General features: G+C 74.1%; 26 protein-coding genes. 8 read left to right on the forward strand and 18 right to left on the reverse strand.

All coding sequences use genetic code 11. The annotated features are described in order from the left end of the window. Position 1 precedes the first annotated feature (1 nt). The 4 genes from PSED_RS18915 to denD form a co-directional block, all read right to left on the reverse strand. Positions 2-916: an NAD(P)-dependent oxidoreductase gene (locus PSED_RS18915; RefSeq protein WP_013675853.1), complete on the reverse strand. Its 915-nt coding sequence runs from the start codon at positions 914-916 to the stop codon at positions 2-4. After that, positions 913-2382, reverse strand: coding sequence for a four-carbon acid sugar kinase family protein (locus tag PSED_RS18920; RefSeq protein WP_013675854.1), 1470 nt, complete (start codon positions 2380-2382; stop codon positions 913-915). Before PSED_RS18920 ends, PSED_RS18915 begins: the two co-directional genes overlap by 4 nt. Next, positions 2379-3080: a FadR/GntR family transcriptional regulator gene (locus PSED_RS18925; RefSeq protein WP_013675855.1), complete on the reverse strand. Its 702-nt coding sequence runs from the start codon at positions 3078-3080 to the stop codon at positions 2379-2381. The genes PSED_RS18920 and PSED_RS18925 overlap by 4 nt, the downstream gene beginning before the upstream one ends. 74 nt (positions 3081-3154) lie before the next feature. Next, entirely contained in the window at positions 3155-4114 is a 960-nt protein-coding gene (denD, locus tag PSED_RS18930) for a D-erythronate dehydrogenase (protein ID WP_013675856.1), read from the reverse strand. A gap of 167 nt (positions 4115-4281) precedes the next feature. Here denD and PSED_RS18935 point away from each other — a divergent pair, with 167 nt between their 5' ends. Further along, complete coding sequence (locus tag PSED_RS18935; protein ID WP_013675857.1) at positions 4282-6594, forward strand: FUSC family protein; 2313 nt, start codon at positions 4282-4284, stop codon at positions 6592-6594. Here PSED_RS18935 and PSED_RS18940 read toward each other — a convergent pair. The 7 genes from PSED_RS18940 to PSED_RS18970 all read right to left on the reverse strand — a co-directional run bounded on the left by PSED_RS18940 (position 6540) and on the right by PSED_RS18970 (position 10577). Then, on the reverse strand, positions 6540-7457 hold the full coding sequence (locus PSED_RS18940) for a cation diffusion facilitator family transporter (protein ID WP_013675858.1): 918 nt from the start codon (positions 7455-7457) through the stop codon (positions 6540-6542). The two genes, PSED_RS18935 and PSED_RS18940, sit on opposite strands and share 55 nt — an antisense overlap. After that, positions 7454-7750: a YciI family protein gene (locus PSED_RS18945; RefSeq protein WP_013675859.1), complete on the reverse strand. Its 297-nt coding sequence runs from the start codon at positions 7748-7750 to the stop codon at positions 7454-7456. The genes PSED_RS18940 and PSED_RS18945 overlap by 4 nt, the downstream gene beginning before the upstream one ends. Beyond that, the gene (locus tag PSED_RS18950; RefSeq protein WP_013675860.1) at positions 7747-8190 is read right to left on the reverse strand and encodes an SRPBCC family protein; all 444 of its coding nucleotides are present in this window, start codon (positions 8188-8190) and stop codon (positions 7747-7749) included. The genes PSED_RS18945 and PSED_RS18950 overlap by 4 nt, the downstream gene beginning before the upstream one ends. Continuing rightward, entirely contained in the window at positions 8183-8509 is a 327-nt protein-coding gene (locus tag PSED_RS18955) for an ArsR/SmtB family transcription factor (protein WP_013675861.1), read from the reverse strand. Before PSED_RS18955 ends, PSED_RS18950 begins: the two co-directional genes overlap by 8 nt. A 20-nt stretch (positions 8510-8529) precedes the next feature. Next, complete coding sequence (locus tag PSED_RS18960; RefSeq protein ID WP_013675862.1) at positions 8530-8862, reverse strand: hypothetical protein; 333 nt, start codon at positions 8860-8862, stop codon at positions 8530-8532. Between the two features lie 114 nt (positions 8863-8976). Then, a complete protein-coding gene (locus tag PSED_RS18965; RefSeq protein ID WP_013675863.1) occupies positions 8977-10194 on the reverse strand; it encodes an RNA polymerase sigma factor in 1218 nt (405 codons plus the stop codon). Next, the gene (locus PSED_RS18970; RefSeq protein ID WP_013675864.1) at positions 10191-10577 is read right to left on the reverse strand and encodes a YciI family protein; all 387 of its coding nucleotides are present in this window, start codon (positions 10575-10577) and stop codon (positions 10191-10193) included. Before PSED_RS18970 ends, PSED_RS18965 begins: the two co-directional genes overlap by 4 nt. Before the next feature lie 131 nt (positions 10578-10708). Between PSED_RS18970 and PSED_RS18975 the strand changes: the two genes are divergently transcribed. The 5 genes from PSED_RS18975 (at position 10709) to PSED_RS18995 (ending at position 13931) form a co-directional block, all read left to right on the forward strand. Then, positions 10709-11230, forward strand: a complete 522-nt coding sequence (locus PSED_RS18975; protein WP_013675865.1) for a YybH family protein — start codon at positions 10709-10711, stop codon at positions 11228-11230. A gap of 45 nt (positions 11231-11275) precedes the next feature. Further along, on the forward strand, positions 11276-11662 hold the full coding sequence (locus PSED_RS18980) for a VOC family protein (RefSeq protein ID WP_013675866.1): 387 nt from the start codon (positions 11276-11278) through the stop codon (positions 11660-11662). 45 nt (positions 11663-11707) lie between these two features. After that, entirely contained in the window at positions 11708-12907 is a 1200-nt protein-coding gene (dinB, locus tag PSED_RS18985) for a DNA polymerase IV (protein ID WP_013675867.1), read from the forward strand. Between the two features lie 56 nt (positions 12908-12963). Continuing rightward, the gene (locus PSED_RS18990; RefSeq protein WP_013675868.1) at positions 12964-13584 is read left to right on the forward strand and encodes a PadR family transcriptional regulator; all 621 of its coding nucleotides are present in this window, start codon (positions 12964-12966) and stop codon (positions 13582-13584) included. A gap of 89 nt (positions 13585-13673) precedes the next feature. Then, positions 13674-13931 (forward strand): hypothetical protein, encoded by a 258-nt coding sequence (locus PSED_RS18995; RefSeq protein WP_013675869.1) that lies wholly within the window; start codon positions 13674-13676, stop codon positions 13929-13931. Positions 13932-13998: 67 nt separating this feature from the next. Here PSED_RS18995 and PSED_RS19000 read toward each other — a convergent pair whose 3' ends face one another. The 4 genes from PSED_RS19000 to PSED_RS19015 form a co-directional block, all read right to left on the reverse strand. Further along, complete coding sequence (locus tag PSED_RS19000) at positions 13999-15276, reverse strand: IS256 family transposase (protein ID WP_013672244.1); 1278 nt, start codon at positions 15274-15276, stop codon at positions 13999-14001. Positions 15277-15406: 130 nt separating this feature from the next. Continuing rightward, complete coding sequence (locus tag PSED_RS19005; protein ID WP_041759859.1) at positions 15407-16984, reverse strand: ABC transporter substrate-binding protein; 1578 nt, start codon at positions 16982-16984, stop codon at positions 15407-15409. 560 nt (positions 16985-17544) lie between these two features. Next, positions 17545-17832, reverse strand: a complete 288-nt coding sequence (locus PSED_RS19010; protein WP_013675871.1) for a hypothetical protein — start codon at positions 17830-17832, stop codon at positions 17545-17547. Between the two features lie 154 nt (positions 17833-17986). Further along, complete coding sequence (locus tag PSED_RS19015; RefSeq protein WP_013675872.1) at positions 17987-20029, reverse strand: NAD(+) synthase; 2043 nt, start codon at positions 20027-20029, stop codon at positions 17987-17989. A 120-nt stretch (positions 20030-20149) separates the two neighbouring features. Here PSED_RS19015 and PSED_RS19020 point away from each other — a divergent pair, with 120 nt between their 5' ends. Then, positions 20150-20773: a trimeric intracellular cation channel family protein gene (locus PSED_RS19020; protein ID WP_013675873.1), complete on the forward strand. Its 624-nt coding sequence runs from the start codon at positions 20150-20152 to the stop codon at positions 20771-20773. 15 nt (positions 20774-20788) lie between these two features. Here the strand turns inward: PSED_RS19020 and PSED_RS19025 are convergent, their stop codons facing one another. Then, the gene (locus PSED_RS19025) at positions 20789-21643 is read right to left on the reverse strand and encodes a CBS domain-containing protein (protein ID WP_013675874.1); all 855 of its coding nucleotides are present in this window, start codon (positions 21641-21643) and stop codon (positions 20789-20791) included. 106 nt (positions 21644-21749) lie between these two features. Then, positions 21750-22634 (reverse strand): beta-keto acid cleavage family enzyme, encoded by an 885-nt coding sequence (locus PSED_RS19030; RefSeq protein WP_063821982.1) that lies wholly within the window; start codon positions 22632-22634, stop codon positions 21750-21752. 203 nt (positions 22635-22837) lie between these two features. Between PSED_RS19030 and PSED_RS19035 the strand changes: the two genes are divergently transcribed. After that, positions 22838-24058, forward strand: coding sequence for a cytochrome P450 family protein (locus tag PSED_RS19035; protein WP_013675876.1), 1221 nt, complete (start codon positions 22838-22840; stop codon positions 24056-24058). Positions 24059-24080: 22 nt separating this feature from the next. On the opposite strand, the gene PSED_RS19040 is transcribed toward PSED_RS19035, so the two are convergent. Further along, positions 24081-25277 (reverse strand): metallophosphoesterase, encoded by a 1197-nt coding sequence (locus tag PSED_RS19040; protein ID WP_013675877.1) that lies wholly within the window; start codon positions 25275-25277, stop codon positions 24081-24083. Positions 25278-25382 lie beyond the last annotated feature (105 nt).

The following is a 25382-nucleotide window of genomic DNA, read 5'->3' on the forward strand; positions in this document are numbered from 1 at the left end:
ATCACCCTTCTGTGGGGTCGGTGGGAGCGGAGCCGGGCGGGGACAGCAGCGTGACGACGCTGGAGTCGTCGCGGGCGTCCATCCCCGCGATGTGCCCGAGCAGGTAGAGCTGTTGCGCCGCGGCGGCGAGCGGCAGCGGGACGCGGGCGGCGCGGCCCGCGTCGGTGACGATGCCCATGTCCTTGACGAAGATGTCCAGCCGCGACCGGACCTCGACCTCGTCGGCGTGCTCGCCGTAGGCCTGGGCCATTCGGGGACCGCGGTCGGCGAGCATGAACGACCCGGCCGCACCCGCCGACAGCGTCGCGACGACCGTCTCCGCGTCGAGGCCGAACGCGCGGGCCAGCGCGACGGCCTCCGCGGCCGCCGCGATGTGCACGCCCGCGAGCAGCTGGTTGACCGTCTTCATCGCCTGGCCGTCGCCGGGACGCTCCCCCACGACGGCCAAGGTCGAGGCCAGCCGGTCGAGGACCGGGCGGGCGCGGGCGAGGGGCTCGGCGGCCGCACCCACGACGATCAGCAGGTCGCCCGCCCCCGCGCGGGCCGGGCCGCCGCTCACCGGGGCGTCGACGAGCGCGATCCCGGACCCGGCCAGCTCCGCGGCCAGCGTGCGGGCGGCGTCGGGGCCGATCGTGCTGGTCAGGACGACGAGCCCGCGCTCCCCGAGGGCGGCCGCGGCCCCGTCGGTGCCGAACAGGGCCTCCCGGACCTGGGCCTCGTCCCGCACGGCGAGCAGCACGATCCCGCCGGCCGTGACCGCCGCGGCCGGGTCGCCGGCCGGACGGACACCCGCGGCGGCGGCCAGCTCCCGGCGCGCCGCGCTGACGTCGAACGCGCTCACCGTGAACTCCCCGGCGAGCCGCGTCGCGGTCGGCAGCCCCATGGCGCCCAGACCCAGCACGGCCACCGCGGTCATCGGGTGCCCCGCAGCGTCGAGACCGCGGCGACGAGCCCGTCGTCGTCACCGACGTTGCCCGCGAACACCACGTACGGCACCCCGCGCGCGGGCCCGGCGACGGGTTCCCACACCGAGACGATCCCCGGCAGCAGCGTCCCGCGCGCCCACGCCCTGGCGATGCCCAGCGCGCCCGTCGCGGTGTCCGAGGACGTGATCCCGCCCTTGGCGACGACCCACGCCGGCCGGACCCGCGCCGCGACCTCGGCGACGACGTCGACCATCGCGGCGCTCACGGTCCGGGCGATCGCGAGGCTCTCGTCGGCGTCGGCCCCGGTCACGAGGGTGCGGCTGGTGCGCAGCACGACGTCGGCGGCGCCGCCGAGCAGGTCGGCCACCTCCGCCGCGGTGTCGCGGACGTGCGTCTCGCGACGCGCGGGATCGAGCAGCGTCGGCACGTCCAGCTCGGCCTCGGTGACGCCGCCCGCGGCACGCAGCCGGTCGAGCTGACGCGTGGTCAGCCCGACGTGCGAGCCGACGACGACCAGCCCGTGCGGCACCGGCGTCCGGACGTCGGCGCCGTCGGACGGACCCGTCCGCAGGTCGGGCGCGGTGAGCGGCGCGCGGGCGGACTGGCCGAGCCGCGCCCGCACGAACGACGGACCGGAGCGGTAGACGAAGCGCCTGCCGGCGGCCTCGGCGACGAGCAGCGCGTCGACGAGCACCCGCAGGTCGTCGTCGGTCGCCGCGTCGACGACGACGGGCTGCGCCTGCGTGAGCCCCGAGAGGATCTCCGCGACCCGGTCGGGGCCGCCACCGCGCAGGTCGGCCAGCGTCACGGTCGCGACGGACCCACGGGGGATCCGCCCACCGGTCTTCTCGGCGACCCAGTCGCGCAGGTCGGCGTTGCGGTAGCCGAACGTCGCGTCCCGGGCGAACTCGCTGTGCGACACCGGGATCATCCCGTCGGGCGTGCGCATCCAGTGCACCGAGCCGACGGTCAGCCTGCCCGGCTCGATCATCGCCGGGACCACGACGATCCCGTCGACCGGGCGGCCCGCGTCGGCTCCCGCCCGCACGAGGACGTCGACCTCGGCCGGGAAGTGGCCGCGCAGCGTGGAATCGCTGCGGCTGACGAGGACGTGGTCGACCCCCGCCGCCGCCGCGGCTCGCGCGACCGCCGTCGCGACCTCCTCGCCGCGGGCGACGGCGTCGGCCTCGGCGAGGCTGCGGCTGTTGGTCAGCACGAAGAACCCCGGCGTGTCCTGCGCGAACGCCCAGGCGAGGTCGTCGGCCTCCCACCGGGTCAGCACCGGCACGTCGGCGACGGACTGGGTGCCGGTCGGGTCGTCGTCGAGCACGACGACGCGCCGCCCGGTCGCGACCCGGCCGGCGAGGTCGGTGGGGTCGATCCGCCACGGCCGGGGGTAGTCGCGGACGAGGTCGTCGGGGTCGACGGGGCCGGTGACGGCCGGCAACGGGATCACGGGTTCACTCCGAGGACGTGTGCGCGCAGGTCGGACTGGGTCTGGCTCATGTGCGACTCCATCGCCTCGCGGGCCCGGTCGGGGTCGGCCGCCTCGAGCGCGTCGACGATGCGCGCGTGCTCGGTGACGGCGTTGTCCCGGATCCGGGGCACGGCCGAGGTCTGGCGGCGGGCCGCGACCAGCAGCTCGCCGAAGGGTTCGAGCAGGAACGGGACGAAGACGTTGCCGGTGGCGCGCATGACGGTGTCGTGGAAGGCGATGTCGGCGTCGACGAACACGTCGACGTCGCCGGCGGCCGCTGCCGCGCGCATCTCCTCGACACCGGCCCGCAGCTGGGCCAGGTGCTCGTCGGTGCGCCGCACGGCGGCGAGCTGGGCGGCGCCGACCTCGACCATCCGCCGGGCCTCGAGCAGCAGCTCCGGCACCGCCGAGCCGTGCTCGCCCGCGTGGTGCGCGCGGACGAGCAGGTCGAGGGAGCGCCAGCGCTCCGGTGCGGTGACGAACGTGCCGAGGCCGCGCCGGACCTCCAGCACGTTCGTCGCCCGAAGGATGCGCACCGCCTCCCGGACGGTGAGCCGGCTCGCGCCGTGGGCGGCGGCGAGCTCGCCCTCGGGCGGCAGCGCGGTGCCGGCCGGGTACCGACCGGCGACGACGGCGTCGAGCAGCGCGTCGGCCACGGTCTCCGCCAACGTCGCCACGTCGCCCCCTTCACATCAGACGTCTGATGTCCGGGAACACTCTCTGCCCGGGAGCGGCCGGCGTCAAGGCGTCCTCACCGCATCTCGTCCTCGATGTAGGCGCGGACGATCGCGTCGAAGTCCGCGTCGCCGCGCAGCCCCAACGCCCGCGCCCGGGTCGTGTCCCAGGCTCCCGGCCAGGTCGCGGCGATGGCCTCCACCGCCGGGTCGCGCTGCCACCGCACCCGGGCCGCGACCTCGGGACCGGCGACGCGCCCGAGCGCCGCGGCCATCTCCCCCACCGTCACCGAGACACCGGGCAGGTTGACCGCACGCGAGGACCCCAGCTGCGCGTCGGTGAGCTCCGCGCCCGCCACGAGGCACTCGACGGCGTAGCGCGGCGAGAGCACCCACATCCGGACCTCCGGCGGGACCGGGACCACCGACTCCACGCCGGCGAGCGGCTCGCGGACGATACCGCTGGCGAAGCCCGACGCGGCCGCGTTCGGGCGGCCCGGACGCACCGTCACCGTCGGCAGCCGCAGCACCCGGCCGTCGACGTGACCCTTGCGCGTGTGGTCGGCGAGCAGCAGCTCCGCGCACGCCTTCTGGGTGCCGTAGGACGTCTGCGGGGTCAGCGGCGTCGAGTCGGTCACGACAGCGGGCACGTCGCCGCCGTAGACCGCGACCGAGCTCGTGAACACCACCCGGGGGACGCGGCCCGCCGCGCGACAGGCGTCGAGCAGCCGGCGCGACCCGTCGAGGTTGATCCGCATCCCCAGGTCGAACTCGGCCTCCGCCTGCCCGCTCACCACGGCCGCGAGATGGAACACGACGTCGGTGTCCGCGTCGACCAGCTCCGCGAGCAGCGCGGGATCGGCCACGTCGCCGACCACGGCGCGCACCCGCGGGTCGTCCGCCCCCACGGCGGCCGCGGTGACGTCGAGCAGGACGAGCTCGCGGATCTCGCGGCCGTCGAGCTCACCGCGGTCGAGCAGGGCCCGGGCGAGCCTGCTGCCGAGGAACCCCGCCCCTCCCGTGACGACCACCTTCATACCTGCCTCCGTCCCGGCGCACCCGGCGCCGCGTCGTCGTGGGCCAACCGATCCGGGAGCCTACGGGCGGGCGCCGACGACCCGGTTCGACCCGAAGCGCGGTAGTCGTGCGGGCACCACCGTCGCTAGCGTGACGCGGCGTCCGCAGCGGCCGAGGGGGTGCGACGGTGGCGAACGGTTCCGTCGTCACGCCCGCCGCGGCCCGGCTCTGGCACGCGCCGTCGGCCGTCATGGCCCGGCACGATCCCGGCTACACCGCGCTACGCCGCGCCGTGCGCGTCACGGTCGCCGCCTGCGTCGGCTTCTACGTCTGCCACCTGGTCATCGACGACGACACGATGGCGATCTACGCGCTCTTCGCGGCGGTCGCCCTCGGCGCGCTCTCCGAGGTGACCGGCGCTCCGGCCACACGGACGCGCGGCTACGGGATCGTGCTCGTCGTCGGCGCCGTGCTGGTCACGGCCGGAACCCTCGTCGCGGGGAGCACCGCCGCGGCCGTGGCCGGGATGCTGGTGTTCGGGTTCGCGATCTCGTACTCGAGCGTCGCCGGACCGCGTATCGGCGGCGTCGCGAACGGCCTGCAGCTGTTCTACGTGCTGGCCTGCTTCCCGCCGTTCGCCCCCGAGCAGCTCGGGGAGCGGCTCGCGGGCCTGGCGATCGGCGTCGTGCTGCTCGCGATCGCCGACCGCACCCTGCTGCCCGCCCCGGCTCCGCCCGACCCGGCACGGCGCATCGGGGTGGGCCTGAGGACCGCGGCCGGCTTCGCGACGGCGGTCGCCTCGGACCTGCGCTCGACCGGCGGCACCCCCGCGGCGGCGACGGGCGGCACCGCCGTGGTGGCGGCCGTCCGGCGCGACGCGCAGGCCGCGGCCGACGCGCTGCGGCTGGCCGACATGCCGTTGCCGGAGCGTCCGCTCGGCTGCGGGCTGCGCGACCGTTCCCTGTTCACCCTGGCGGCGGAGACGCGGCTGGTCACCGCACGCCTCGGCACCCTCACCGACCTGCTCGTCACCGACGGACCGCACCCGCGCCACCCGCTCACCGCGGACCTGCTCGACGCGTCGGCCGCCGTGCTGGAGGGGTCCGCCCGGACGTTGCAGGGCGGCGCGCCGCCCCCGCTCGACGCGCTGGACACCGCACTCGGCGCCTACCTCGGGATGCGGGTGCGGCACCTCCCGCTGCCCGACGGGCCGACACCCGACCTGCGCGCCGGGCTGGCCGCCGCGGCCGTCGCGCAGACCGCACGGAACACCGGGCTCGCCGCACACGGCATCGCCCGGCTGCCCGTGCCGCCCGGCCCGCTCCCCGACGAGCTGCGGTTCCTGCGCATGTCCCGGTTCGAGCTGGTCCGGCTGCGGCTGGCGAACAATGTCACACCGCGGTCGGTGTACCTGCAGAACGCGCTGCGGGTCGCGATCGGCCTGGGCGTCGCACGGCTGGTCGCGGGCGTGTTCGACCTGTCGCACGGCTTCTGGGTGCTGCTCGCGACGCTGAGCCTGATGCGCACCTCGGCCGTGGCGAGCCGGTCGATCCTGGTCAAGGCGTTCGTCGGGACACTGATCGGGGCCGCCGCCGCAGCGGCGGTGCTGACCTGGGTGCACACGTCGCTGTACGCGTGGTTGCTGCCGTTCCTGATGATCGCGGCGTTCGCGGCCGGGCCGGCCTTCGGTGTCGCGGCGGGCCAGGCGGGGTTCACACTCGTCGTCTCGGTGCTGTTCGCCCAGCTCGACCCGGCGACGTGGCAGCTCGCCGCGGTCCGGCTCCAGGACGTGGTCACCGGCGGCGTGATCGGCGCGCTGATCGGCGCCGTGATGTGGCCGCGCGGTGGCGGCGGGGAATTGCGCAGGCTCGCCGCGGACTCGCTGCGGGCCGGGGCCGACGAGCTGCGCGACACCGTCCGGCTGCTGGCCGAGGGCACCCCGGTCCCGACCGGGTTCTCGCAGCTGCGCAGGCTCGCCGGCCTGCTCAACCACTCCTTCGTCCAGTACCGCGGCGAACCGCCGCGGCCCGGCCCCCAGCCCGACTGGCTCACGCTCATCGGGGTGGTGCACCGGCTCTCGACGTACTCGGCGACCCTGCGCCAGCGCCATCCCCCGTCGGGTCCGCTGCCGTGGCCGGAGACGGCGACGCGCATCGAGGCGGCCGCCGCCGAGGTCGCGCTCTCGGTGCGCGGGGCGGCCGACGCGCTCGACGCCGGGGAGGCCGTGCCCGCCGCGACCATGAGGGCGTGCCACGAGGCGGTGACGGTCCACGCCCCCAGCAACCTCGCCGACGACGTCGAGGCCGGCCTGCGTGTGCTCGACGCCTGGGCCTGGCTGACCACGGTCGTCGACGACCTCGACCGCCTCACCCGGCTGCTGTCCGACCCCGCGGCGCCGACGTTCCCCGCCCCGGCCGCCGCCGAGCCGCCCGCCCCACCGGCCGCTCAGGCCACCCAGGAGCGGTCCGCGGTGAACCCGACGGAGATCGAGGGGTCCTGACCCGTCGCCCGGATCCGGGCCAGCAGCGCGGCGCGCACCGCGTCGAACTCGGTGACGGTCTGCGCCGTCGACGACGCGACGACGACGTAGTCGGCCTCGACGTCGAGCCTGCTGCCGACCTTGGCCACCCGCAGGAACGACTCCGCGAACCCGTACTCCTCCTCGATCTCGCGGACGCACACCAGCAGCTGCTCACGGACCGCGGGCGGGGACATCGTCAGCACCTCGCGGAACGCCTGCGCCAGCAGCCGCGCGGGCACGACGAGGAAGGCCGCCGAGATCAGCGCGACCATCGCGGGATCGACGTAGCGCGCGAGATCGTCGCGCCCACCGAGGGTGAACCCCCACGCGATCGCGAAGCCGACGAGCACGCCGACGCTGAGCAGGGCGTCGCCCCACCACTCGGCGGCCTCGGCGCGCACCAGGTCGGACCCGGCGCGGGCCTTGCGCCGCATGTACAACGACACCGCGACCCCGCCCGTGGTCGCGACGACGGCGTAGACCAGCGCCCAGCCCGTGTCGACGTCGCGGCCCCCGACGAGCAGGTCGCCGACGGCGCCGGCGAGCGCGTAGAGGCACAGCCCGCCCAGTGCCGCCGCCTTCACGACGATCGCCAGCGGCTCGTAGATCTCCCGGCCCCACGGGTAGCGGTCGTCGGGACCACGGCGGGCGGCCCGCAGCGCCCACACCCCCAGCAGCGAGAGCCCCACGCTCGCGAACGAGTACAGCCCGTCGAAGAGGATCAGCCGCGAGTCGACGACCAGCCCCCACACCAGCGAGACCACCGCGAACACGGCCGACGCCCACACCGAGACGAGCAGGGTGCGTGCGTCGGCCCGGGACTCGGCCCGGGCTGCGGTCATCCGGGGCGTCCCGCCGGGGCGAACAGGTCGCCCCAGCCGCGGACCGTCCACCGGGCGACGACACCACCGAGCACGAACGGGTCGCCCGCGATGAACTCCTCGGCGGCCTCGCGGGAGGTGAAGACGCCGATCGCGGTGCCGTCGAACGGGTCCGACAGCGGCCCGGCGTGCACGAGCACGCCGCGGTCGTGGAACTCGTGCAGCCGCGCGACGTGGGCGGGCCCGTGCTCGGCGGCGAGCGGGCCGAACCCCTCGGACGGCTCGTAGGTCATGACGAACAGCGGCGGGTTCACGGCGCGCTCACCGACGGCGCGCCCGTCTCCAGCAGGGTCTTGAGGCCGTCGAGGACGGTGCCCCAGCCGGGTCCGGACACGCTGCGGGCGGTGCGGGGCGAGTCGTCGAGCCGGTCGTGGACGACGGTCAGCCGGCACGATCCGTCGCCGGTGTCCTCGATCTCCCAGGTCACGCGGCTGGGCGGTTCCTTCGCGAGCTCGGGGTCGTAGGCCGAACGCCACTCGTGGACGAGCCGGCGCGGCGGGTCGAACTCCAGGACCGGTCCGTCGCCCCAGTCGGCGCCGTCGGGGCCGCGGGAGGTGTGCCACTCGGCGGTGTTCTCGACGCGGGCGCCGTGGAAGTACAGCCGGGTCCGGTCGGGAGAGGTGATCGCCTCCCAGACCTGCTCGGGGGTGGCGCGCAGCAGCACCTGGTAGAGCTGCGTGGAGAGGTCACTCACTCCGGTCCTCCTCCTCGAACGAGCGTTGCAGGCCGGCCAGGAACGACGCCGGGCCCTCGGTGTACTTGTCGATCCAGCGGTCGTGGATGCGTCGGATGGGCACCGGGTTGAGGAAGTGGAGCTTTTCCCTGCCGGACCGGCGGGTGACCACCAGACCCGCGTCCTCGAGCACCCGCAGGTGCTTCATGACCCCGAACCGCGTCATCGCGACGCCCTCCTCCAGCTCGCCGAGCGTCCGCCCGTCCCGCGCGAACAGGCGGTCCAGCAGCGCGCGGCGGGTCGGGTCGGCGAGCGCCTTGAACACGCGGTCGTCGTCCATCCCGCAGGAGAATAGGTGACCTACAGGTCACCTATCAAGAGCAGCAGGAGCGACGGACCGCCGTCGGAGCCGACCCGGCCCCGCACCCTGGGCGGGGCGGGCGCGTCCGGCCCGCGGCGGAGCCGCTCGGCGACGAGCAGGCCGAGCACGCCGGCCGCCGCCGCGAGCAGCCCGGCGGCGGGCCGGCCGGTGGCCAGCGAGGCCGCGGCGATCCCGAAGGCGACCGCAAGGACGGCGGCGGTCCCGGTGCGGGTCGCCGTCACGGGGAGCAACCGGCCGCGCAGCAGCCCCGCGACCAGGCCCGCCCCGATCCCCAGCACCATCCCGACCGCGTGACCCGTCGTCAGGTCCATCCCGCTCCCCCTGGTCCCGCCCGGCTCGTCCGGACCCCGTCGACCAGGGTGGCGAGCACGGCGGGCCGCAACGAGGGTGCGGACCCGACGCCGGCCGGGGGCGGACCCCCGGGATCACCCGCGCAGCGCCGCGGCCCTCCCCGCGAGGTAACGCCGTTCCGGCGCGCTGCGCGTGAGGTCCGCCGCGGCGGTGTACTCGCGGCGCGCCGCGGCCACCCGGCCGGCGCGCTCGAGCAGGTGGGCCCGCACCGCGTGGAGGCGATGGTGACCAGCCAGCGCGGCATCGGCGGCGAGCTCGTCGAGCCCGGCGAGGCCGGCGGCCGGCCCGTGCACCATCGCGACGGCGACGACGCGGTTCAGCGCGACCATCGGGCCCGGCGCGACCGTCTCGAGCAGGCGGTACAGGCCGAGGATCTGCGGCCAGTCCGTGTCGGACGCCGACGCCGCCTCCGCGTGCACGGCGGCGATGGCCGCCTGCAGCTGGTACGGCCCGACCGGGCCGGCCGGCAGCACCTGCGCCACCAGGGCGAGGCCCTCGTCGATCGCGCCCGCGTCCCAGCGCGACCGGTCCTGCTCCGCCAGCGGCACGAGCCCGCCGTCGGGGCCGACGCGGGCATCCCGGCGGGCGTCGGTCAACAGCATCAGCGCGAGCAGCCCGGCCACCTCGTCGTCGGCGGGGCGCGCCGCCCGCAGCAGCCGGGCGAGCCGCACGGCCTCGCCGCTGAGCTCGACGCGCTGCAGGTCCGGGCCCTCGCTCGCGGTGTGCCCCTCGTTGAAGACCAGGTAGAGGACGGCGCAGACGGCGGCGACCCGGTCGTCGAGCTCGGCGGGCGGCGGCATCCGGAACCGCCCGCCCGCCGCGGCGATGCGCTGCTTCGCCCGGCTGATCCGCTGCCCGACCGTCGGCTCGGGCACCAGGAAGGCCCGGGCGATCTCGGTCGTCGTCAGCCCGCCGACGGCGCGCAGGGTGAGCGCCACCTGCGACGGCCGGGTCAGCGCGGGGTGGCAGCACAACAGCATCAGGGTCAGCGTGTCGTCGGACTGCGGGGCGGGGGCCGGGTCCGGCGGCTCCAGCGCGGCGACGGTCTCCTCGCGGCGGCGACGCGCGTCGTCGGACCGCCATAGCTCGATGCGCCGCCGCGCCGCGACGGTGATGAGCCAGGCCTTCGGGTTCTCCGGCACGCCGTCCGACGGCCACTGCGTCGCGGCGGCCAGCAGCGCCTCCTGCACGGCGTCCTCGCACGTCTCGAAGTCGCCGTAGCGCCGGGCGAGCGCCGCGACGACCTCCGGCGTGAGCGCGCGCAGCAGCTCGCCGGACGGGACGGCACTCACGTACCGGGCTGCGCCCCGGCCAGGGGGTGCAGGTCGAGGACCGGCCGGACCTCGATGTCGACGAACTCGGCCTCCGGCATCGCCGCCGCCCACTCGACCGCCTTCTCGACGCTCGGGCAGTCGACGAGGTAGTAGCCCGCGAGGTGCTCCTTCGCCTCCGCGAACGGGACGTCGGTCGTGACGACCTGGCCGCCGCGCAGCCGGACCCGTCGCGCCGCCTCCGGTCCCTGCAGCGCCTCGGCCGTCACCAGCTCGCCCGCGGCGGCGATGGCCTCGCGGACCCGGTCGTGCGCCTCGTAGCCCTGGCGCTGCCGCTCGGGCGACATCTGCGCCCACATCGCTCCGGCCTCGGGATTCATCATGATCATGATCAGGTACTTCACGGCGGCCTCCGGGTCGGTGGACGAGCTCCTGCACAGGTCGTGCACCCAGGATGTCGAGACCGGTGCCGCGGCTTCGACGTCCCCGACGAGATGCGCCCGATCCGGGCGCGTCCCCGACCAAGGAGACACCGATGACCACCTCCCCCGCCACCGACCAGGCCGACACCCGCGCCGACGAGGCCGCCGTGCGAGCCGTGCTCGCCGAGGAGGCCGCCGTGCGAGCCCTGTTCGCCGAGGAGGCCGCTGTGCGAGCCCTGCTCGCCGAGGAGGCCGAGGCGATGCGCACGCGCGACGCCGAGCTCGCCGTCGCCCGCTACGCGACCGACGCGATGATCTTCGACCTCGCCCCGCCGTTGGGCCGGCGCGGCCACGCCGCCGCGGGCGTGCGGGCCTGGCTCGCCGGGTTCGACGGACCCGTGACCATCGAGACCACCGAGCTGGAGGTGACCGTCGGCGGCGACCTGGCCTTCGCGCACGGCCTGCGCCGGATGTCGGCGGTCCCCGCCGGGGCCGCGGAGGGCTTCTCGTTCTGGTACCGCGCGACGACGTGCCTGCGCCGGGTGCAGGGCCGCTGGCGCGTCGTGCACGAGCACACGTCCACGCCGTTCCACATGGACGGCTCCTTCCGGGCCGCGACCGACCTGCAGCCCTGACCCGGGACACGGCACCATCACCCCCATCGAACGGAAGGGACCGACATGTTCGAGAAGACGCCCGCGTTCAGCGGGTTCTCGGTCGACGACATCCCCGCCGCCAAGGCGTTCTACGGCGACGTCCTCGGGGTCCGGCTCTCCGAGCGCGACGGCATGCTCGTCCTGCACCTCGCGGGCGACGCCGGCAGCACCCGCGACACCCTCGTCTACCCCAAGCCCGACCACGTCCCGGCGTCGTTCACGATCCTCAACTTCCGGGTCGGCGACGTCGACGCCGCTGTCGACGCGCTCGTCGCGAAGGGCGTGACGTTCCAGGTCAGCGACTGGACCGACGAGCGCGGCGTCCAGCGCCGGTACGGGCCGCCCATCGCGTGGTTCACCGACCCGGCGGGCAACGTCCTCTCGGTGATCCAGGACCAGGGCACCGGGTAGCCGCCCCGTCGGCGGACGCGGACCGTCGGTGGCCGATGCGAACATGTGTTCGTGTCCCGCGACGCGACGATCCTGCACGCCGACCTCGACGCGTTCTTCGCGTCGGTCGAGCAGCGCGACGATCCCGCGTTGCGGGGCCGTCCGGTGATCGTCGGCGGCGGGGTCGTGCTGGCCTGCAGCTACGAGGCGAAGGCCGCGGGTGTGCGCACCGCGATGGGCGGGCGGCAGGCGCTGGCCCTGTGCCCGGCCGCGGTCGTCGTCCGCCCCCGGATGTCGGCGTACTCGGAGGCGTCGAAGGCGGTGTTCCGGGTGTTCGAGTCGACGACGCCGCTGGTCGAGGGGATCTCGATCGACGAGGCGTTCCTCGAGGTCGGCGGCCTCCGGCGGATCGCGGGCGCGCCGATGGACATCGCGGCCCGGTTGCGGCGCGACGTCGCCGAGCAGGTCGGGCTGCCGATCACCGTCGGCGTCGCGCGCACGAAGTTCCTGGCCAAGGTCGCGAGCGGGGTGGCGAAGCCCGACGGGCTGCTGCGGGTCCCGCCCGAGGCCGAGCTCGAGTTCCTGCACCCGCTGCCGGTCGAGCGCCTGTGGGGGGTCGGGAAGGTGACGTCGGCGAAGCTGCACGCGATCGGGGTGCGGACGGTCGCGGAGGTCGCGGGCCTCGGCGAGCCTGCACTCGTCTCGTTCCTCGGCCGGGCCGCGGGCCGGCACCTGCACGCGCTGTCCCACGGCCTCGACCCGCGCCGGGTCGAGACGGGCGTGCGCCGCCGCTCGATCGGCTCCCAGCGCGCACTGGGCCGCCGCGAGCGCCCGCCAGAGGAGCTCGACGCGATCGTCGCGGGCATCGTCGACCGGCTGGGCAAGCGGCTGCGCGGCGGGCACCGCGTGTGCCGGACCGTCGTGCTGCGGCTGCGGTTCGGCGACTTCACCCGGGCGACGCGCTCGCACACCCTCGCGGGCGCCACCGCGCACACGCCGACCATCCTGCGCGCCGCCCGGCAGTTGCTGCACGCCGCGATGCCGATGATCCTCGACCGCGGGATCACCCTCGTCGGGCTGTCGCTGGCCAACCTGGACGACGACGGGGCCGTCCAGCTCGTGCTGCCGTTCGAGCGCGACGCCGGCCCGGAGCTCGACGCGACGCTCGACGAGCTGCGCGACCGCTTCGGCGGCGAGGCGGTCACCCGCGCCGCGCGACTGGGCCGCGACCCCGGGATCCACATGCCGGTCCTCGACGACCCGTGATCCGCGATTGTGGTGCCGGACGCACCGTCCCGCTCGGACGGTCCGAGCCGGATAGCATGCCGAGCGTGCCCGATGTCCGGTTGTCGCCCACGTCCTACGTCGTTCTGGGCATGATCGCGCTGCGCGGACCGTCGACGCCGTACGACCTCAAGCGCGCGGTCGGCCACTCCGTCGGCTACTTCTGGCACTTCCCGCACGCCCAGCTGTACTCCGAGCCCGAGCGGCTGACCGACGCGGGCCTGCTGACCTGCGAGTCCGAGACCTCCGGGCGACGACGCAAGACGTACTCGATCACCCCCGAAGGCCGCGCGGCGCTGGAGGCGTGGATCGCCGAGCCCAGCGACAGCCACTTCCAGATACGCGACCCGGCAGAGCTCAAGCTGTTCTTCAACGAGGTCGGCAACCCCGACGACGTCACGCGTCTCGCGGGCCAGCAGATCGCCCGGCACGAGGAGCGCATCGCGCTCTACGAGGGAATGGTCGAACGGTTCGGGCCCGACCCGGCGGACAACCCCCGGCTCATCACGCTCGAACTGGGCCTGGAGGTCGAGTACGCGACGCTGCGGTTCTGGCGGGCGCTCGCCGCGGGCGACCTCGCGGGCCTACGCAAGCGTCGTGATCTGCTGGACGGACCGGACGTACCGGACGGTACGGACACCCGACCTGATCAGGCGTAACGCGGCACATCGAACCGACGAACCTCTCCTTACGGAACAGCCTGCTCCGCGCACGACCCGCCGCAGCACCCTCAGGAGACGAGGTCGTCATGTTCAAGAGCAAGCATCACGACAACGACAAGCACCACAACCACTCCGAGCACGAGAAGCACCGGTACGAGGAGCAGTACGGCAGCCACCACAAGTCCGACGACTGGCGCGACACCAGCTGCAACGACAGCTGGGAGGACAAGTCCCAGCACCACCACTGGGAGGACAAGTCCTACGAGCACGACAAGAGCTGCCACGAGCACCGCGACGACAGCAGCTGGGACCACTCCGGCGGCTACGGCGGACATAACGGCTGACCGGCCCGCGCACTCCACCGCGCCGCCGGGAGTGTCAGAGGAACGGTGTAACTGGCCGGGGTGGCGGCTAGTTTCCGTTGCTGGGGACGATACGGCCGGCGAAGGTGATCGCGAAGGCGTTCAGGGCCGGCTTCCAGCGCATCGCCCAGCGGGTTCGGCCCTTCCCGGTGGGGTCGAGTGAGCGGGTGACCAGGTAGAGGCACTTCAGCGCGGCCTGCTCGGTCGGGAAGTGCCCCCGGGCCTTGATCGCCCGCCGGTAGCGGGCGTTGAGCGACTCGATCGCATTCGTGGAGCAGATGACCTTGCGGATCTCCACGTCGTAGTCCAGGAACGGCACGAACTCCGACCACGCCGCCCGCCACAGCGCGATGATCGCCGGATACTGCCCGCCCCAGGTCTCGGCGAACTCGGCGAACCGGGCCTGGGCCGCGGCCTCGGTCGGGGCGGTGTAGACCGGGCGCAGGTCCTTGGCCAGCTGCTCCCAGTAGCGCCGGGAGGCGTAGCGGAAGGTGTTGCGGATCAGGTGCAACACACACGTCTGCACCACCGCCTGCGGCCAGGCGGTGGTGATCGCCTCGGGCAGGCCCTTCAGGCCGTCGCAGACGGCGATGCACACATCGCCGACCCCGCGGTTTTTGATCTCGGTCAGAACCTGCAGCCAGAACTTCGCGCCCTCCCCACCGGTGCCGCCCTCGCCGGCCCAGATCCCGAGGATGTCGCGCTGCCCGTCCACGGTCACCCCGATGACCACGTAGAAGGGCCGGTTGGTGACCTGCCCGTCGCGGACTTTGACGTAGAGAGCGTCGATGAACAGCACCGGATAGACGGCGTCGAGCGGGCGGTTCTGCCACTCGCCCAGCTCGTCGAGGACCTTGTCGGTGATCCTCGAGATGGTGTCCTTGGAGACCTTGGCCCCGTAGACCTCGGCGAAGTGCGCGGCCACCTCCCCGGTGGTCAGGCCGCGGGCGGTCAGCGACAGCACGATCTCGTCGATCCCGTCCAGGCGGCGTTGGCGCTTGCGCACGATCTGAGGCTCGAAGCTGGCGTCGCGGTCGCGCGGCACCTCGATCTCGACCGGGCCGATCTCGGTGAGCACGGTCTTGGTGCGGGTGCCGTTGCGGGAGTTCCCGCCGTCGCGCCCGGCCGGGTCGTGGCGGTCATAGCCCAGGTGCTCGCTGAGCTCGGCTTCCAGGGCGGTCTCGAGCACTGTTTTGGTCAGCCCGGTGAGCAGCCCGTCCGGGCCGACGAGCTCCACCCCGTCGGCCTTGGCGGCCTCCACCAACTGCTGAGCGAACTGCTGGTGATCAATCCGAGCCCGCGGCATGGGCTCGATCGTGTCGGTCATTGGTGGTCCTTCCCCCGGGACACGCCCGGAGCTACAGACCAGTTACACCGAAGATCGGACACTCCCGCGCCGCCGGCCGGGGCCTCGGTCCCGGCCGGCGGCGCGTCGGTTCAGGCCGACGGCGTCCCGGTCACCGGTCCAGCCACGTCCCGGCGAACCACATGTCGCGTGAGAGGAACCGGTCCATGCCCTTGACGTCCTTCTTCGTGATCGTCGAGAGGTAGGAGCGGCTGAAGAAGTCGACGACGAGGTCCTTGTTCACCTGCAGCTCGACCTGCTGGTAGTCCTTCGTCCGCTGCGCCGGGTCCTGCGTCGCGGCCGCGTCGTCGAGCCACTGGTCGACCTGCGGGTTCGCGTACTTGCCGTAGTTGCCGTTGCCGCCCGAGTGCAGTAGCCGCGACGCCCCCGGGTCGGGGTTGTCGAACGGGCCGACCCATGTCGTCAGCTGGAAGTCGCCGCCCTGCAGCACGGACGAGGAGAACTGCGCGAGGTCGTAGGTCTGCACCGTGACGTGGATGCCGATCGCGGCCATCTGCGCCTGCAGGAACTCCGCGAAGGCCTGCCTCGTCGTCGTGGTCTTGAAGACGAAGTCCGGGTTGCCGCCGCCTGCCCGGTAGGCGTCGACCAGCTGTGTGGCCTTGGCCTGGTCGAAGGTCGGCCACTCCGCCGACGCCGCCGCCGTGTGGTACGGGCTACTGGCGTCGAACAGGCTGTCCGCCTTCACCATCTGGTTGTTGTACTGGCTCGCGGACAGGGCGTTCAGGTCGATCCCCCGGACGATCGCCTCGCGCATGTCGCGGTTGTCGAACGGCGCGTTGTGCAGGTTGAAGTACAGGAACTCGCCGGCGTTGCCGGGTCCGTAGTAGACGTTCAGGTTCGGGTTCGCGAGGCCGCGCACCAGTTCCTGGTTGTAGCCGCCGAAGATCATGTCGACGTCACCGTTCTGGATCGACGCCGAACGGCTGTCGGTGTCGGGGATCGGCCGGAACTCGATGTTGTCGAGGTAGGGCATGTTCGGCTGCCAGTAGTGCGGGTTGCGCGTGACGTCGAGCTTCGCGTCGCGCACCCAGCTGACCAGCATGAACGGGCCGGCCCCGACGGGGTGCGACCCGATCTGGTCGCCGTACTGCTTCAGCGCCGCGGGCGAGACGATCATGCCGAGCGTGCCGCCGAAGAACGCGCCCCCGAAGTTCGTCGAGAAGTCGCCGAGGGCCGTCTTCAGGCCGAACACGACCGTCAGCGGGTCGGGCGTCGTCATCGACGCGATCTGCGCCGCGGCCTGGTGGGCGGGCGAGCTGACCTTGTCGATGTGGCGCTGGACGTTGACGACGACGGCCTGCGCGTCGAGCGGGGTGCCGTCGGAGAACGCGACGTTCGGCCGGAGTTTCAGCGTCCACGTCCGCCCGCCGTCCGCGGTGGTCATGGACTCGGCGAGGAAGGGCGCGACGGTGCCGTCGGGCTCGACCTTCATCAGCGAGTCGTAGACCGCCGCGGCGGCGGGGTTGGCGTTCTGCACCGTCGGGTCGAAGGAGACGATCTCGCGGTCCTCACCGATGGTGAGGGTGCCGCCGCGCTTGGGCACCCCCTCCGCGGCGAGGTTCGCGCCATAGGGGTTCACCGCGACGATCGGCTTGTTGCCGCCGACCCCGCCGTTGTCCGCCGCGCCGCACGCGGCCGCGAGCGCTGCGCACAGTGCGAGAACCAGCACTCCGCCACGTCGGGACAGTCGGGATCGCAGCCGCACCACGCTCAACTCCTCATCGAGTGTCGATACCGCGGAGTGCACCGCGCGTCGCAAACCGTGTGACAGCGCACGATTCCGGCGCTGTGATCAGCTGTGTCGGAGCATCCCGTGACCGCCGAGCAGCATAGCTTTGCTCATCAATATTGCCAACGAGATTGTTGACAATCGCAACGCGGCAGCCTCGTCGTTGTGCCCACGTCATGTCCCGCCGACCCGACCCGACCCCGGCCGCAACCTCACTGCTGCCTCGCCGCCGCGAGACGACGGTGAGGTTGCGCCCGACCCTCCGCGCGCAACCCCGGCGCTCGGATTCGCGCCGCGGCGGACGGTGAGGTTGCGCCCGGGCTCTTCGCGCGCAACCCCAGCGCTCGGATCCGCGCCGCGGCGGACGGTGAGGTTGCGCTCGGGAGGGCGGGTGGGCCCGGGCAGGGTGCGGTGGGTCCGGGGCGGGCACACAGGCGAGCCGTCCACTGTGGCGGATGCGGTGCCGGCATGTGCCTCGGGCGTCGAGGTCCCCGCAGCACTCAGCCGGCCGAGCTCCTGCCGCACAGTGTGATCGCGGCCGACGACGTCGCGGGGGCGGCGGGCCCCGCGTGGTGTCCGCCCGGTGCGACGGGACGGCTCGCGGTCGCCGCGGCGGCCGCCGCCGGCTGCGTCGCGGGCGCCCCCGCGGTGAGGCCGACGACGACGCCGGTCGTGACGGCGACCGCGGCCAGCGCGGCGGCGGCCGCGGCGACGAGTGTCCGGGCGCGGCCGGTGGCGGACGGCGGCTCTCGGTCCGGGGGGCTCGGCGCAGGGGTCGGCGCGGTCATGGCGGCGGCACCTCCTCGGATCCGGCGGCGGGGTGTCTCCCTCGACCGATCGAGACTCCCGCCGAACACCCGCCCGCACCGTCGGCCGACGGGAGGACGCACCGGAGGACCCGCGTGTCCGTCGATCGGTGGACACGCGGCCCCTGCGCCCGGTTCAGGCCGGCGGTACCTCGCGGCGGATCTCGTCGAGCCAGATCCGCGCCGACATGTCCGACGGCGCGCGCCAGTCCCCCCGCGGCGACAGCGACCCGCCCGCGGACACCTTGGGCCCGTTGGGCAGCGCCGACCGCTTGAACTGCGCGAACCCGAAGTAGCGCTGGGCGAAGACCTCGAGCCAGCGCCGGACGTCGGACATGGCGAACGCGACCCGGTCCGCCTCGGGGAAGCCGGCTGGCCAGTCGCCGGCCTCGACGTCGTGCCACGCGTGCCAGGCCAGGAACGCGATCTTCGACGGGCGCATCCCCCAGCGCAGCACGTGGAAGAGGGTGAAGTCCTGCAACGAGTACGGCCCGACGGTCGCCTCGCTGCTCTGCACCGGACGCTCGTCGTCGACCGGGACGAGCTCGGGGGTGATCTCGGTGTCGAGGACGTCGGTGAGGACGGCGCCGACCTCGTCGTCGAACTGCTTCGACGACACCACCCAGCGGATGAGGTGCTGGATCAGCGTCTTCGGCACGCCGCCGTTGACGTTGTAGTGCGACATCTGGTCGCCGACCCCGTAGGTCGACCAGCCGAGCGCCAGCTCGGACAGGTCGCCGGTGCCGAGGACGATCCCGTTGCGCTGGTTGGCGGCCCGGAACAGGTAGTCGGTGCGCAGTCCCGCCTGGACGTTCTCGAACGTGACGTCGTAGACCGGCTCGCCCGACGAGAACGGGTGCGCGAGGTTGCGCAGCATGAGCCGGGCCGTCTCGGTGATGTCGATCGTCTCGAACGTGACGCCGAGCGCCTCTGCCAGCCGGGTCGCGTTGTTCTTCGTGCGCTCGCCGGTGGCGAAGCCGGGCAGCGTGAACGCCAGGATGTCGCTGCGCGGCCGGTCCTCCCGGTCCATCGCCCGGGCGGCGACGATCAGCGCGTGCGTGGAGTCGAGCCCGCCGGAGACGCCGATGACGACCTTAGGCTGGCCGATCGCCCGCAGCCGCTGCTCCAGCCCGGACACCTGGATGTTGTAGGCCTCGTAGCAATCCTGTTCCAGCCGCGCGGGGTCGGCGGGCACGAACGGGAAGCGCTCGACCTCCCGGCGCAGGCCGATGTCGTGGCCCGGCGGCTCGAGCCGGAACTCGATGCGCCGGAACGAGTCCAGCCGTGCGGCGTGGTGGCGGCGGTTGTCGTCGAACGTGCCCATGCGCAGCCGCTCGGCGCGCAGCAGGTCGAGGTCGACGTCGGCGACGGCCTGGCGCGGCCCCCTCGGGAACCGCGGGCTCTCCGCGAGCAGCACGCCGTTCTCGAAGATCATCGTCTGGCCGTCCCAGGCGAGGTCGGTGCTCGACTCCCCCTCACCCGCCGCCGCGTAGACGTACGCGGCGAGGCACCGCGACGACGCCGAGCGGCACAGCAACGCCCGGTCGTCGGCGCGACCGACGGTGATGGGGCTGCCGGAGAGGTTCGCGAGCACCGTCGCACCGGCGAGGGCCGCCTCGGCGCTGGGCGGCACGGGCACCCACATGTCCTCGCAGATCTCGACGTGCAGGACGAACCCGGGCACGTCGGCCGCGGCGAACAGGAGATCGGGCCCGAACGGGACGTCGGCACCGGCGAGGCGGAGCGTCCCTGCGATGTCGTCGCCCGGCGCGACCTGGCGGCGCTCGTAGAACTCCCGATACGTCGGCAGGTAGGACTTCGGCGCCACCCCCAGCACCCGCCCGCGGTGGATGACGACCGCGCAGTTGTGGATGCGGTGGCGGTACCGCAGCGGTGCCCCGACGACGAGGACCGGCAGCAGGTCGGCCGAGCCGGCGACGATGTCGGCCAGCGCCCGTTCGACCGCGTCGAGCAGGGTGTCCTGCAGCAGGACGTCCTCGATCGAGTACCCCGACAACGTCAGCTCGGGGAAGAGCGCCATGCCGACGCCGTCGTCGTGCAGCGCCCGGGCCGTCTCCAGGACGCTCGCGGCGTTCGCGGCCGGATCGGCGATGACGGTGCGCAGGGTGCAGGCGGCGACGCGCAGGAAGCCGTGCCGGTACGCGGAGTAGAAGTCCATGGCCGGCTGCGGTGACCTTCCTCGCGACGGGGCGCGCCCGGGTCCGGACGCGTTGCCTGGAGTGTGCCGCAGCGGTGTGTCCGAGCGGTTCCAGGGTGACGTGCGGTTCTAGGGTGGCGTGTGCGCGTCCGCCCCGCCGGCATGCTGACCACGGCCGATCTCGCCGCGACCATGCTGTTCGCCGTCGAGGGCGGCGCGCAGGCCGCCGCCGCGGGGCTCGACCTGTTCGGGGTGCTCGTCGTCGCCTTCGCGACGGCCGTCGGCGGCGGCATCCTGCGCGACCTGCTGCTCGGCGACGTCCCGCCCGCCGCGCTGCGCTCGGTCGCCTATCCGGCGGTCATCGCCACCGGCGCGACGATCGTGGTCGTCCTGTACGCGGGCGTGCGGGCCGTCCCCGCGCCGGTGCTCGTCGCGCTCGACGCCGCCGGCCTCGCGCTGTTCTGCGTCGTGGGGGCCACGAAGGCGCTCGACCGCCGGGTCGGCGGCGTACTGGCCGTGCTGCTGGGGACGATCACCGGGGTCGGCGGCGGCGTGCTGCGCGACCTGCTGCTGCGCGAGGTCCCCACCGTGCTGCGCACCGACATCTACGCGCTCGCCGCGGCCCTCGGCGCGTTCGTGGTCGTCGTCGCGCGGCGGTCCGGGATGCCGCGAGCGGCGGCGATGGTGGTGGGCGCCGCCGCCTGCCTGGCGTTGCGGCTGGTCAGCGCCGCGTTCGGCTGGCACCTGCCGCAGGTGGTCGCGTAGTCGCCCCTCCCACGGTCAGAGCAGGTCGCGCCTGCTCAGGACGCCGACCAGCCGTCCCGCCTGGACGACCGGCAGGATCCGGAAGCCCCGCTCGGCCATCAGCGCGCGGGCGCGGGCGAGCTCGTCGTCGGGACCGACCACGACGGGGTCGCGGGTCATCGCACCGCCGACCGTGCGCGGCGAGCCGGTGCGGCGCCCGTCGAGCGGGTCGCGCAGCAGGTCGGCCTCGCTGATGACCCCGACGAGCCGGTCCCCCGCCGTCACGACCGGGATCGAGGTCAGCCGCCGCCCGGTGAGCAGCGCCGCGGCCTCCTCCGTCGGCCGGTCCTCGGTGATGGTGACCAGGTCGCCCGTGGTCATGGCGGCGCGGACGGGGGCGTCGTCCGGGAGGGAGCGCGGCGGCCGGGCGGGCGCCCGGTAGGTGTGCGACGGGCGGTTCTCCTCGGACCGACGTTCCAGGAACCGGCGGACCGCGCGGCGGATCGGTCCGCCCGTGGGACGGGGCCGGATCAGGTCGCTGCGCGTGACGACGCCGACCAGGACGCCGCGGTCGACGATGGGGATGACCCGCAGCTCGCCGTAGGTGCGCATGCGGTGGGCGACGATGCCGACGCCCGCGTTCGGCGACATGTGGACGATGTCGCGGGTCATGACCGACTCGACGGGCGTCCGCGCGTCGCCGGGGTTCTGTTCCCGGTGGCGCAGCAGGTCGACGACGCTGACCATCCCCACCAGCCGGTTGCGCTCGTCGACGACCGGCAGGGCGCTGAACCTGAACTCCGCGAGCCGCTGCTCGGCGAGCGTCACGGGCGCGTCGGCCCGGACCGTGACGACGCGGCTGGTCATGATCTCCCTGGCGCGCAGGACCATCCGTCCACGGTAGTGGCCGGGGCCCCGGTGATCGTTGCTCCGGACGGGCCGTCTCCGGCGCGGCGGGGTGAGGCTTCGGACCTCGGGCCCCGCGGCGGCGCGTCGCTCAGGCGGTCGCGGGGACGCCGAGGATCGCGCGCGTCTCGGCGATCGACGCGGGTACCCGGCCCATGTCGGCCAACAGCTCCCCGAGCGCCCGCAGCAGGTCGGCGTTGCTCGGCTCGCCCGGCCCCGCGTGGTCCTCCAGGCCCACCCGGACGTGCCCACCGCGGCGCACGGCCAGCTCGGCCAACCCGCACCCGACGACGTCGCCACCCAGTACCGCCACCGACCACGGCAACCCCGACGGCGCCAGCAGTTCCAGGTAGGCCTCCAGCGCCGTGGGCGTCGGGGGCAGCCCGAACTCAAGCCGCCCCCCGAAGTACAGCTTGACGATCGCGCCCGCGGGCAACCGACCGGTGCGGTGCCAGGTCAGCACCGTCCGCAGGTAGCCGGGCTCGAAGATCGAGATGCTCGGTGCCGCCCCCAACGCGGCGGTCCGGGTGATCATGTGGTCGGTGTCGGCGTGCGGGTTGGCGTAGGGCTCGGCGGCGGCGACGGGGTCGAGCACGCCGTCGGAGGTCAGGCCCAGGTTCACCGACCCGGGGTCGACCAGCGTCATCCCCATCCGCCGCCGGGCCAGCTCCTCGACGTGCGCCCAGCGCCGCTCGACGGGGATGCCCCGGGCCGCGGCGCCCATCGTCGGGTAGAGCAGCACGTCGGGGTACCGGTCGAGGATCGGGGTCCACGCCCGGACGTAGGGCTCGACGGCGTGCACGCCGTCGGCGGTGAACATGGGGTCGTCGTTGTGGTTGTGGACGATCGACGCGCCCAGCTCGATGCCCTCCAGCGCCACGGCCGTGATCTCCGCGGGCGAGCGCGGCACGTGCCGGTTCACGCTGCGCGGCGTGGGGCCGTTGAGGGCGAGTTCGACGATCACCGGTGACGTCACGCGCCGATGATGGTCGAGGGCGCCCGAGCCCACCAGCCGATCACCGTCGGGCACGTGAGCCGTGCCACGCCGGCCGCGACGAACCGGACAGCCGGGACGCACCGTGGACGATCTTCAGCGAACGCTCAGCGTCCCCGGCCGGGACGGCGCTAGCGTCGGAAGGGCCGACGGCGGCGGGGGGCCGCCGGGAGGGGGACCGAGCCATGACCCGAACCGTGGGGAACACCGACCCGATTCCGCTGGACGACGACTTCTTCGCCGACCCGGACGCGCTCTACCGGCGGCTGCGCGTGGAAGCGCCGGTGACCAGGATCGTCGCTCCGCCCGGGCTGGTCGTCTGGCTGGTGACGCGCTACGCCGACGTCCGCCCCGCGCTCAACGACGCCCGGCTGGCCAAGAACGGCCGTCGCTTCCAGGACCTGATCGGACGGCACACGGCGCCGACGGTGCGGATGGCCGAGTTCGCGAACTCGCTCGTCGAGCACATGCTCAACAGCGACCCGCCCGACCACACGCGCCTGCGCAAGCTGGTGAACCGGGCGTTCACGGTGCGGGCCATCGCGCAGATGCGGCCCCGGATCACCGAGATCGCCACCGAGCTGGCCGACTCCATGACCGCGCACGGGCCCGAGGTCGACCTGCTCGACGAGTTCGCGTTCCCGCTGCCGATGACCGTCATCTGCGAGCTGCTGGGCGTCCCGCAGGACCGTCGCGACGAGTTCCGCACCTGGTCGAACACGCTGCTGTCCGCGGGCGAGCCCGAGGAGCGGTCCGCCGCCGCGCAGGCGATGGCGCAGTTCCTCGCGGAGCTCGTCGCGCAGAAGACGGCCCAGCCGGGCGAGGACATGCTTTCCGCGATCGTCGCCGCCTCCGAGGACGGCGACCGGCTCTCGCACATCGAGGTCATCTCGATGGCGTTCCTGCTGCTGGTGGCCGGCCACGAGACCACCGTCAACCTCATCGGCAACGGGATGCTCGCGCTGCTGCGCCGTCCCGACCAGCTCGCCGCGCTGCGCGCCGACCCGTCGCTCGTGCCCAACGCGGTCGAGGAGTTCCTGCGCTTCGACGGCCCGGTCAACCTCGCGACGATGCGCCACACCAGCGCGCCGGTCGAGATCGGCGGGGTGACCATCCCGGAGGGCGAGCTCGTCCTCGTCTCGCTGATCGGTGCCAACCGCGACCCCGGCCGGTTCGAGCGCCCGGACGAGCTCGACGTCACGCGCGACACCTCGGGCCACGTCGCCTTCGGCTACGGCATCCACCACTGCCTGGGCGCGCCGCTGGCGCGGCTGGAGGGCGAGATCGCCTTCCGAACGCTGCTCGACCGGTTCCCCGACATCGAGCTCGCGGCCGAGCCGGCGTCGCTGGCCTGGCGGGAGAGCTCCCTGATCCACGGCCTGCACCGGCTGCCCGTCCGGTTCTGAGCCGGTCCCGGACGCGTCCGGCTCAGCCGGTGGCCCGCAGCACCAGGACGGTGATCTCGCTGGGCGCGAAGACCCGCAGCGGCGGGCCCCAGAACCCGGAGCCGCGGCTGGTGTAGAGCCGGGTGCGCGGGCCGTGGCTGCTGAGCCCGGCCAGCGCGCCCTGCTCCAGCCGGACGATCAGGTGGAAGGGCCAGATCTGGCCGCCGTGGGTGTGCCCGGAGATCTGCAGGTCGACGCCCGCGGCGACGGCGTCGCGGACCTGGCGGGGCTGGTGGGCGAGCAGCAGGACGGGCAGGTCCGGGTCCGCGCCCGCGAGGGCGCCGGCGAGGTCGGGGCCACCGGAGAGCTCGCGGCCGGTGCCGGTCGGGTCGTCGATGCCGGCGACGACGAGCCGGTCACCACCCCGCTCGACGAGCCGGTGCTCGTTGACCAGCGGCTGCCAGCCGAGCCCGCGCATGTGCTCGACCCATTGCGCGGCACCGGAGAAGTGCTCGTGGTTGCCGACGATGGAGAACCGGCCCAGCCTGGCCTGCAGCTCCCCTACGGGCCGCACCTGGCCGCCGCGATCGGCGACGTCGCCGTCGGCGATGTCCCCGGCGTGGACCAGCAGGTCGGGCGCCAGCCCCGCGACGACGGCCGCCACCCGGGTCGACCAGCGGGTGCGGTCGAGCGGCCCGAAGTGGGTGTCGGCCAGCACGACGACACGCATGCCGTCCAGGCCCGGGCCGAGGCGTTCGAGCGCCACCTCCCGCGTGCGGACCCGGGGCACCCGCAGCGCCTCGGTCAGCCCGTACGCGACGAGCAGCAGCCAGCCGCCCACGACGACGCCCGCCACGACCCGTGAGCGCAGCGGGTCCGGGACACCGATGACCAGGAGCACGAGCTCCAGCAGCAACCCCAGCACACTGCAGGTGAACAGCAGCCAGGCGACGCCGAGCAGCGTGTCACCGACCCGCGCCGCGGCGTCGACGTGCCGGCGACCGTGGCCGACCGCCATCAGCACGGGCAGCCCCGCGAGGGCGAGGACGGCCAGCACGACCCCCGCGACGACGACCCAGGCCGGCCAGCTCTGCCCGCCGAGCACGACCGTCCACGGCGGGACGCCGAACAGCAACAGCGGCACGACGACCAGCGGCACCAGCAGCCCGCCGGGTGGGCCACCGCGGCGGGGGCGGGCCGCCGGTTCGTCCGTCGCGTTCGTCTCGCCGGCCGTGGTCACCACTTGTGTCCTCCCCCGGCCCGGGGGCCGGGCGCGCACCTCCTCAGCATGCCAGCGGCGCGCACCCGGCTCTCAGCGGTCGCTCAGGCCCGTGCGCACGGACGC

The organism is Pseudonocardia benzenivorans CB1190, from assembly GCF_000196675.2.
Taxonomy (GTDB): domain Bacteria; phylum Actinomycetota; class Actinomycetes; order Mycobacteriales; family Pseudonocardiaceae; genus Pseudonocardia; species Pseudonocardia benzenivorans.

What these genes read in the sequence shown, in the direction of transcription:
- PSED_RS18975 (WP_013675865.1), top strand. Translation starts at nt 10,709, where the DNA reads ATGACCACCTCCCCCGCCACCGACCAGGCCGACACCCGCGCCGACGAG.
- denD (WP_013675856.1), bottom strand. Translation starts at nt 4,114, where the DNA reads ATGAAGGTGGTCGTCACGGGAGGGGCGGGGTTCCTCGGCAGCAGGCTC.
- PSED_RS19010 (WP_013675871.1), bottom strand. Translation starts at nt 17,832, where the DNA reads ATGACCGCGCCGACCCCTGCGCCGAGCCCCCCGGACCGAGAGCCGCCG.
- PSED_RS18960 (WP_013675862.1), bottom strand. Translation starts at nt 8,862, where the DNA reads ATGGACCTGACGACGGGTCACGCGGTCGGGATGGTGCTGGGGATCGGG.
- PSED_RS18915 (WP_013675853.1), bottom strand. Translation starts at nt 916, where the DNA reads ATGACCGCGGTGGCCGTGCTGGGTCTGGGCGCCATGGGGCTGCCGACC.
- PSED_RS18940 (WP_013675858.1), bottom strand. Translation starts at nt 7,457, where the DNA reads ATGACCGCAGCCCGGGCCGAGTCCCGGGCCGACGCACGCACCCTGCTC.
- PSED_RS19025 (WP_013675874.1), bottom strand. Translation starts at nt 21,643, where the DNA reads ATGGTCCTGCGCGCCAGGGAGATCATGACCAGCCGCGTCGTCACGGTC.
- PSED_RS18980 (WP_013675866.1), top strand. Translation starts at nt 11,276, where the DNA reads ATGTTCGAGAAGACGCCCGCGTTCAGCGGGTTCTCGGTCGACGACATC.
- PSED_RS18995 (WP_013675869.1), top strand. Translation starts at nt 13,674, where the DNA reads ATGTTCAAGAGCAAGCATCACGACAACGACAAGCACCACAACCACTCC.
- PSED_RS19035 (WP_013675876.1), top strand. Translation starts at nt 22,838, where the DNA reads ATGACCCGAACCGTGGGGAACACCGACCCGATTCCGCTGGACGACGAC.
- PSED_RS19015 (WP_013675872.1), bottom strand. Translation starts at nt 20,029, where the DNA reads ATGGACTTCTACTCCGCGTACCGGCACGGCTTCCTGCGCGTCGCCGCC.
- PSED_RS18990 (WP_013675868.1), top strand. Translation starts at nt 12,964, where the DNA reads ATGCCGAGCGTGCCCGATGTCCGGTTGTCGCCCACGTCCTACGTCGTT.
- PSED_RS19000 (WP_013672244.1), bottom strand. Translation starts at nt 15,276, where the DNA reads ATGACCGACACGATCGAGCCCATGCCGCGGGCTCGGATTGATCACCAG.
- PSED_RS18955 (WP_013675861.1), bottom strand. Translation starts at nt 8,509, where the DNA reads ATGGACGACGACCGCGTGTTCAAGGCGCTCGCCGACCCGACCCGCCGC.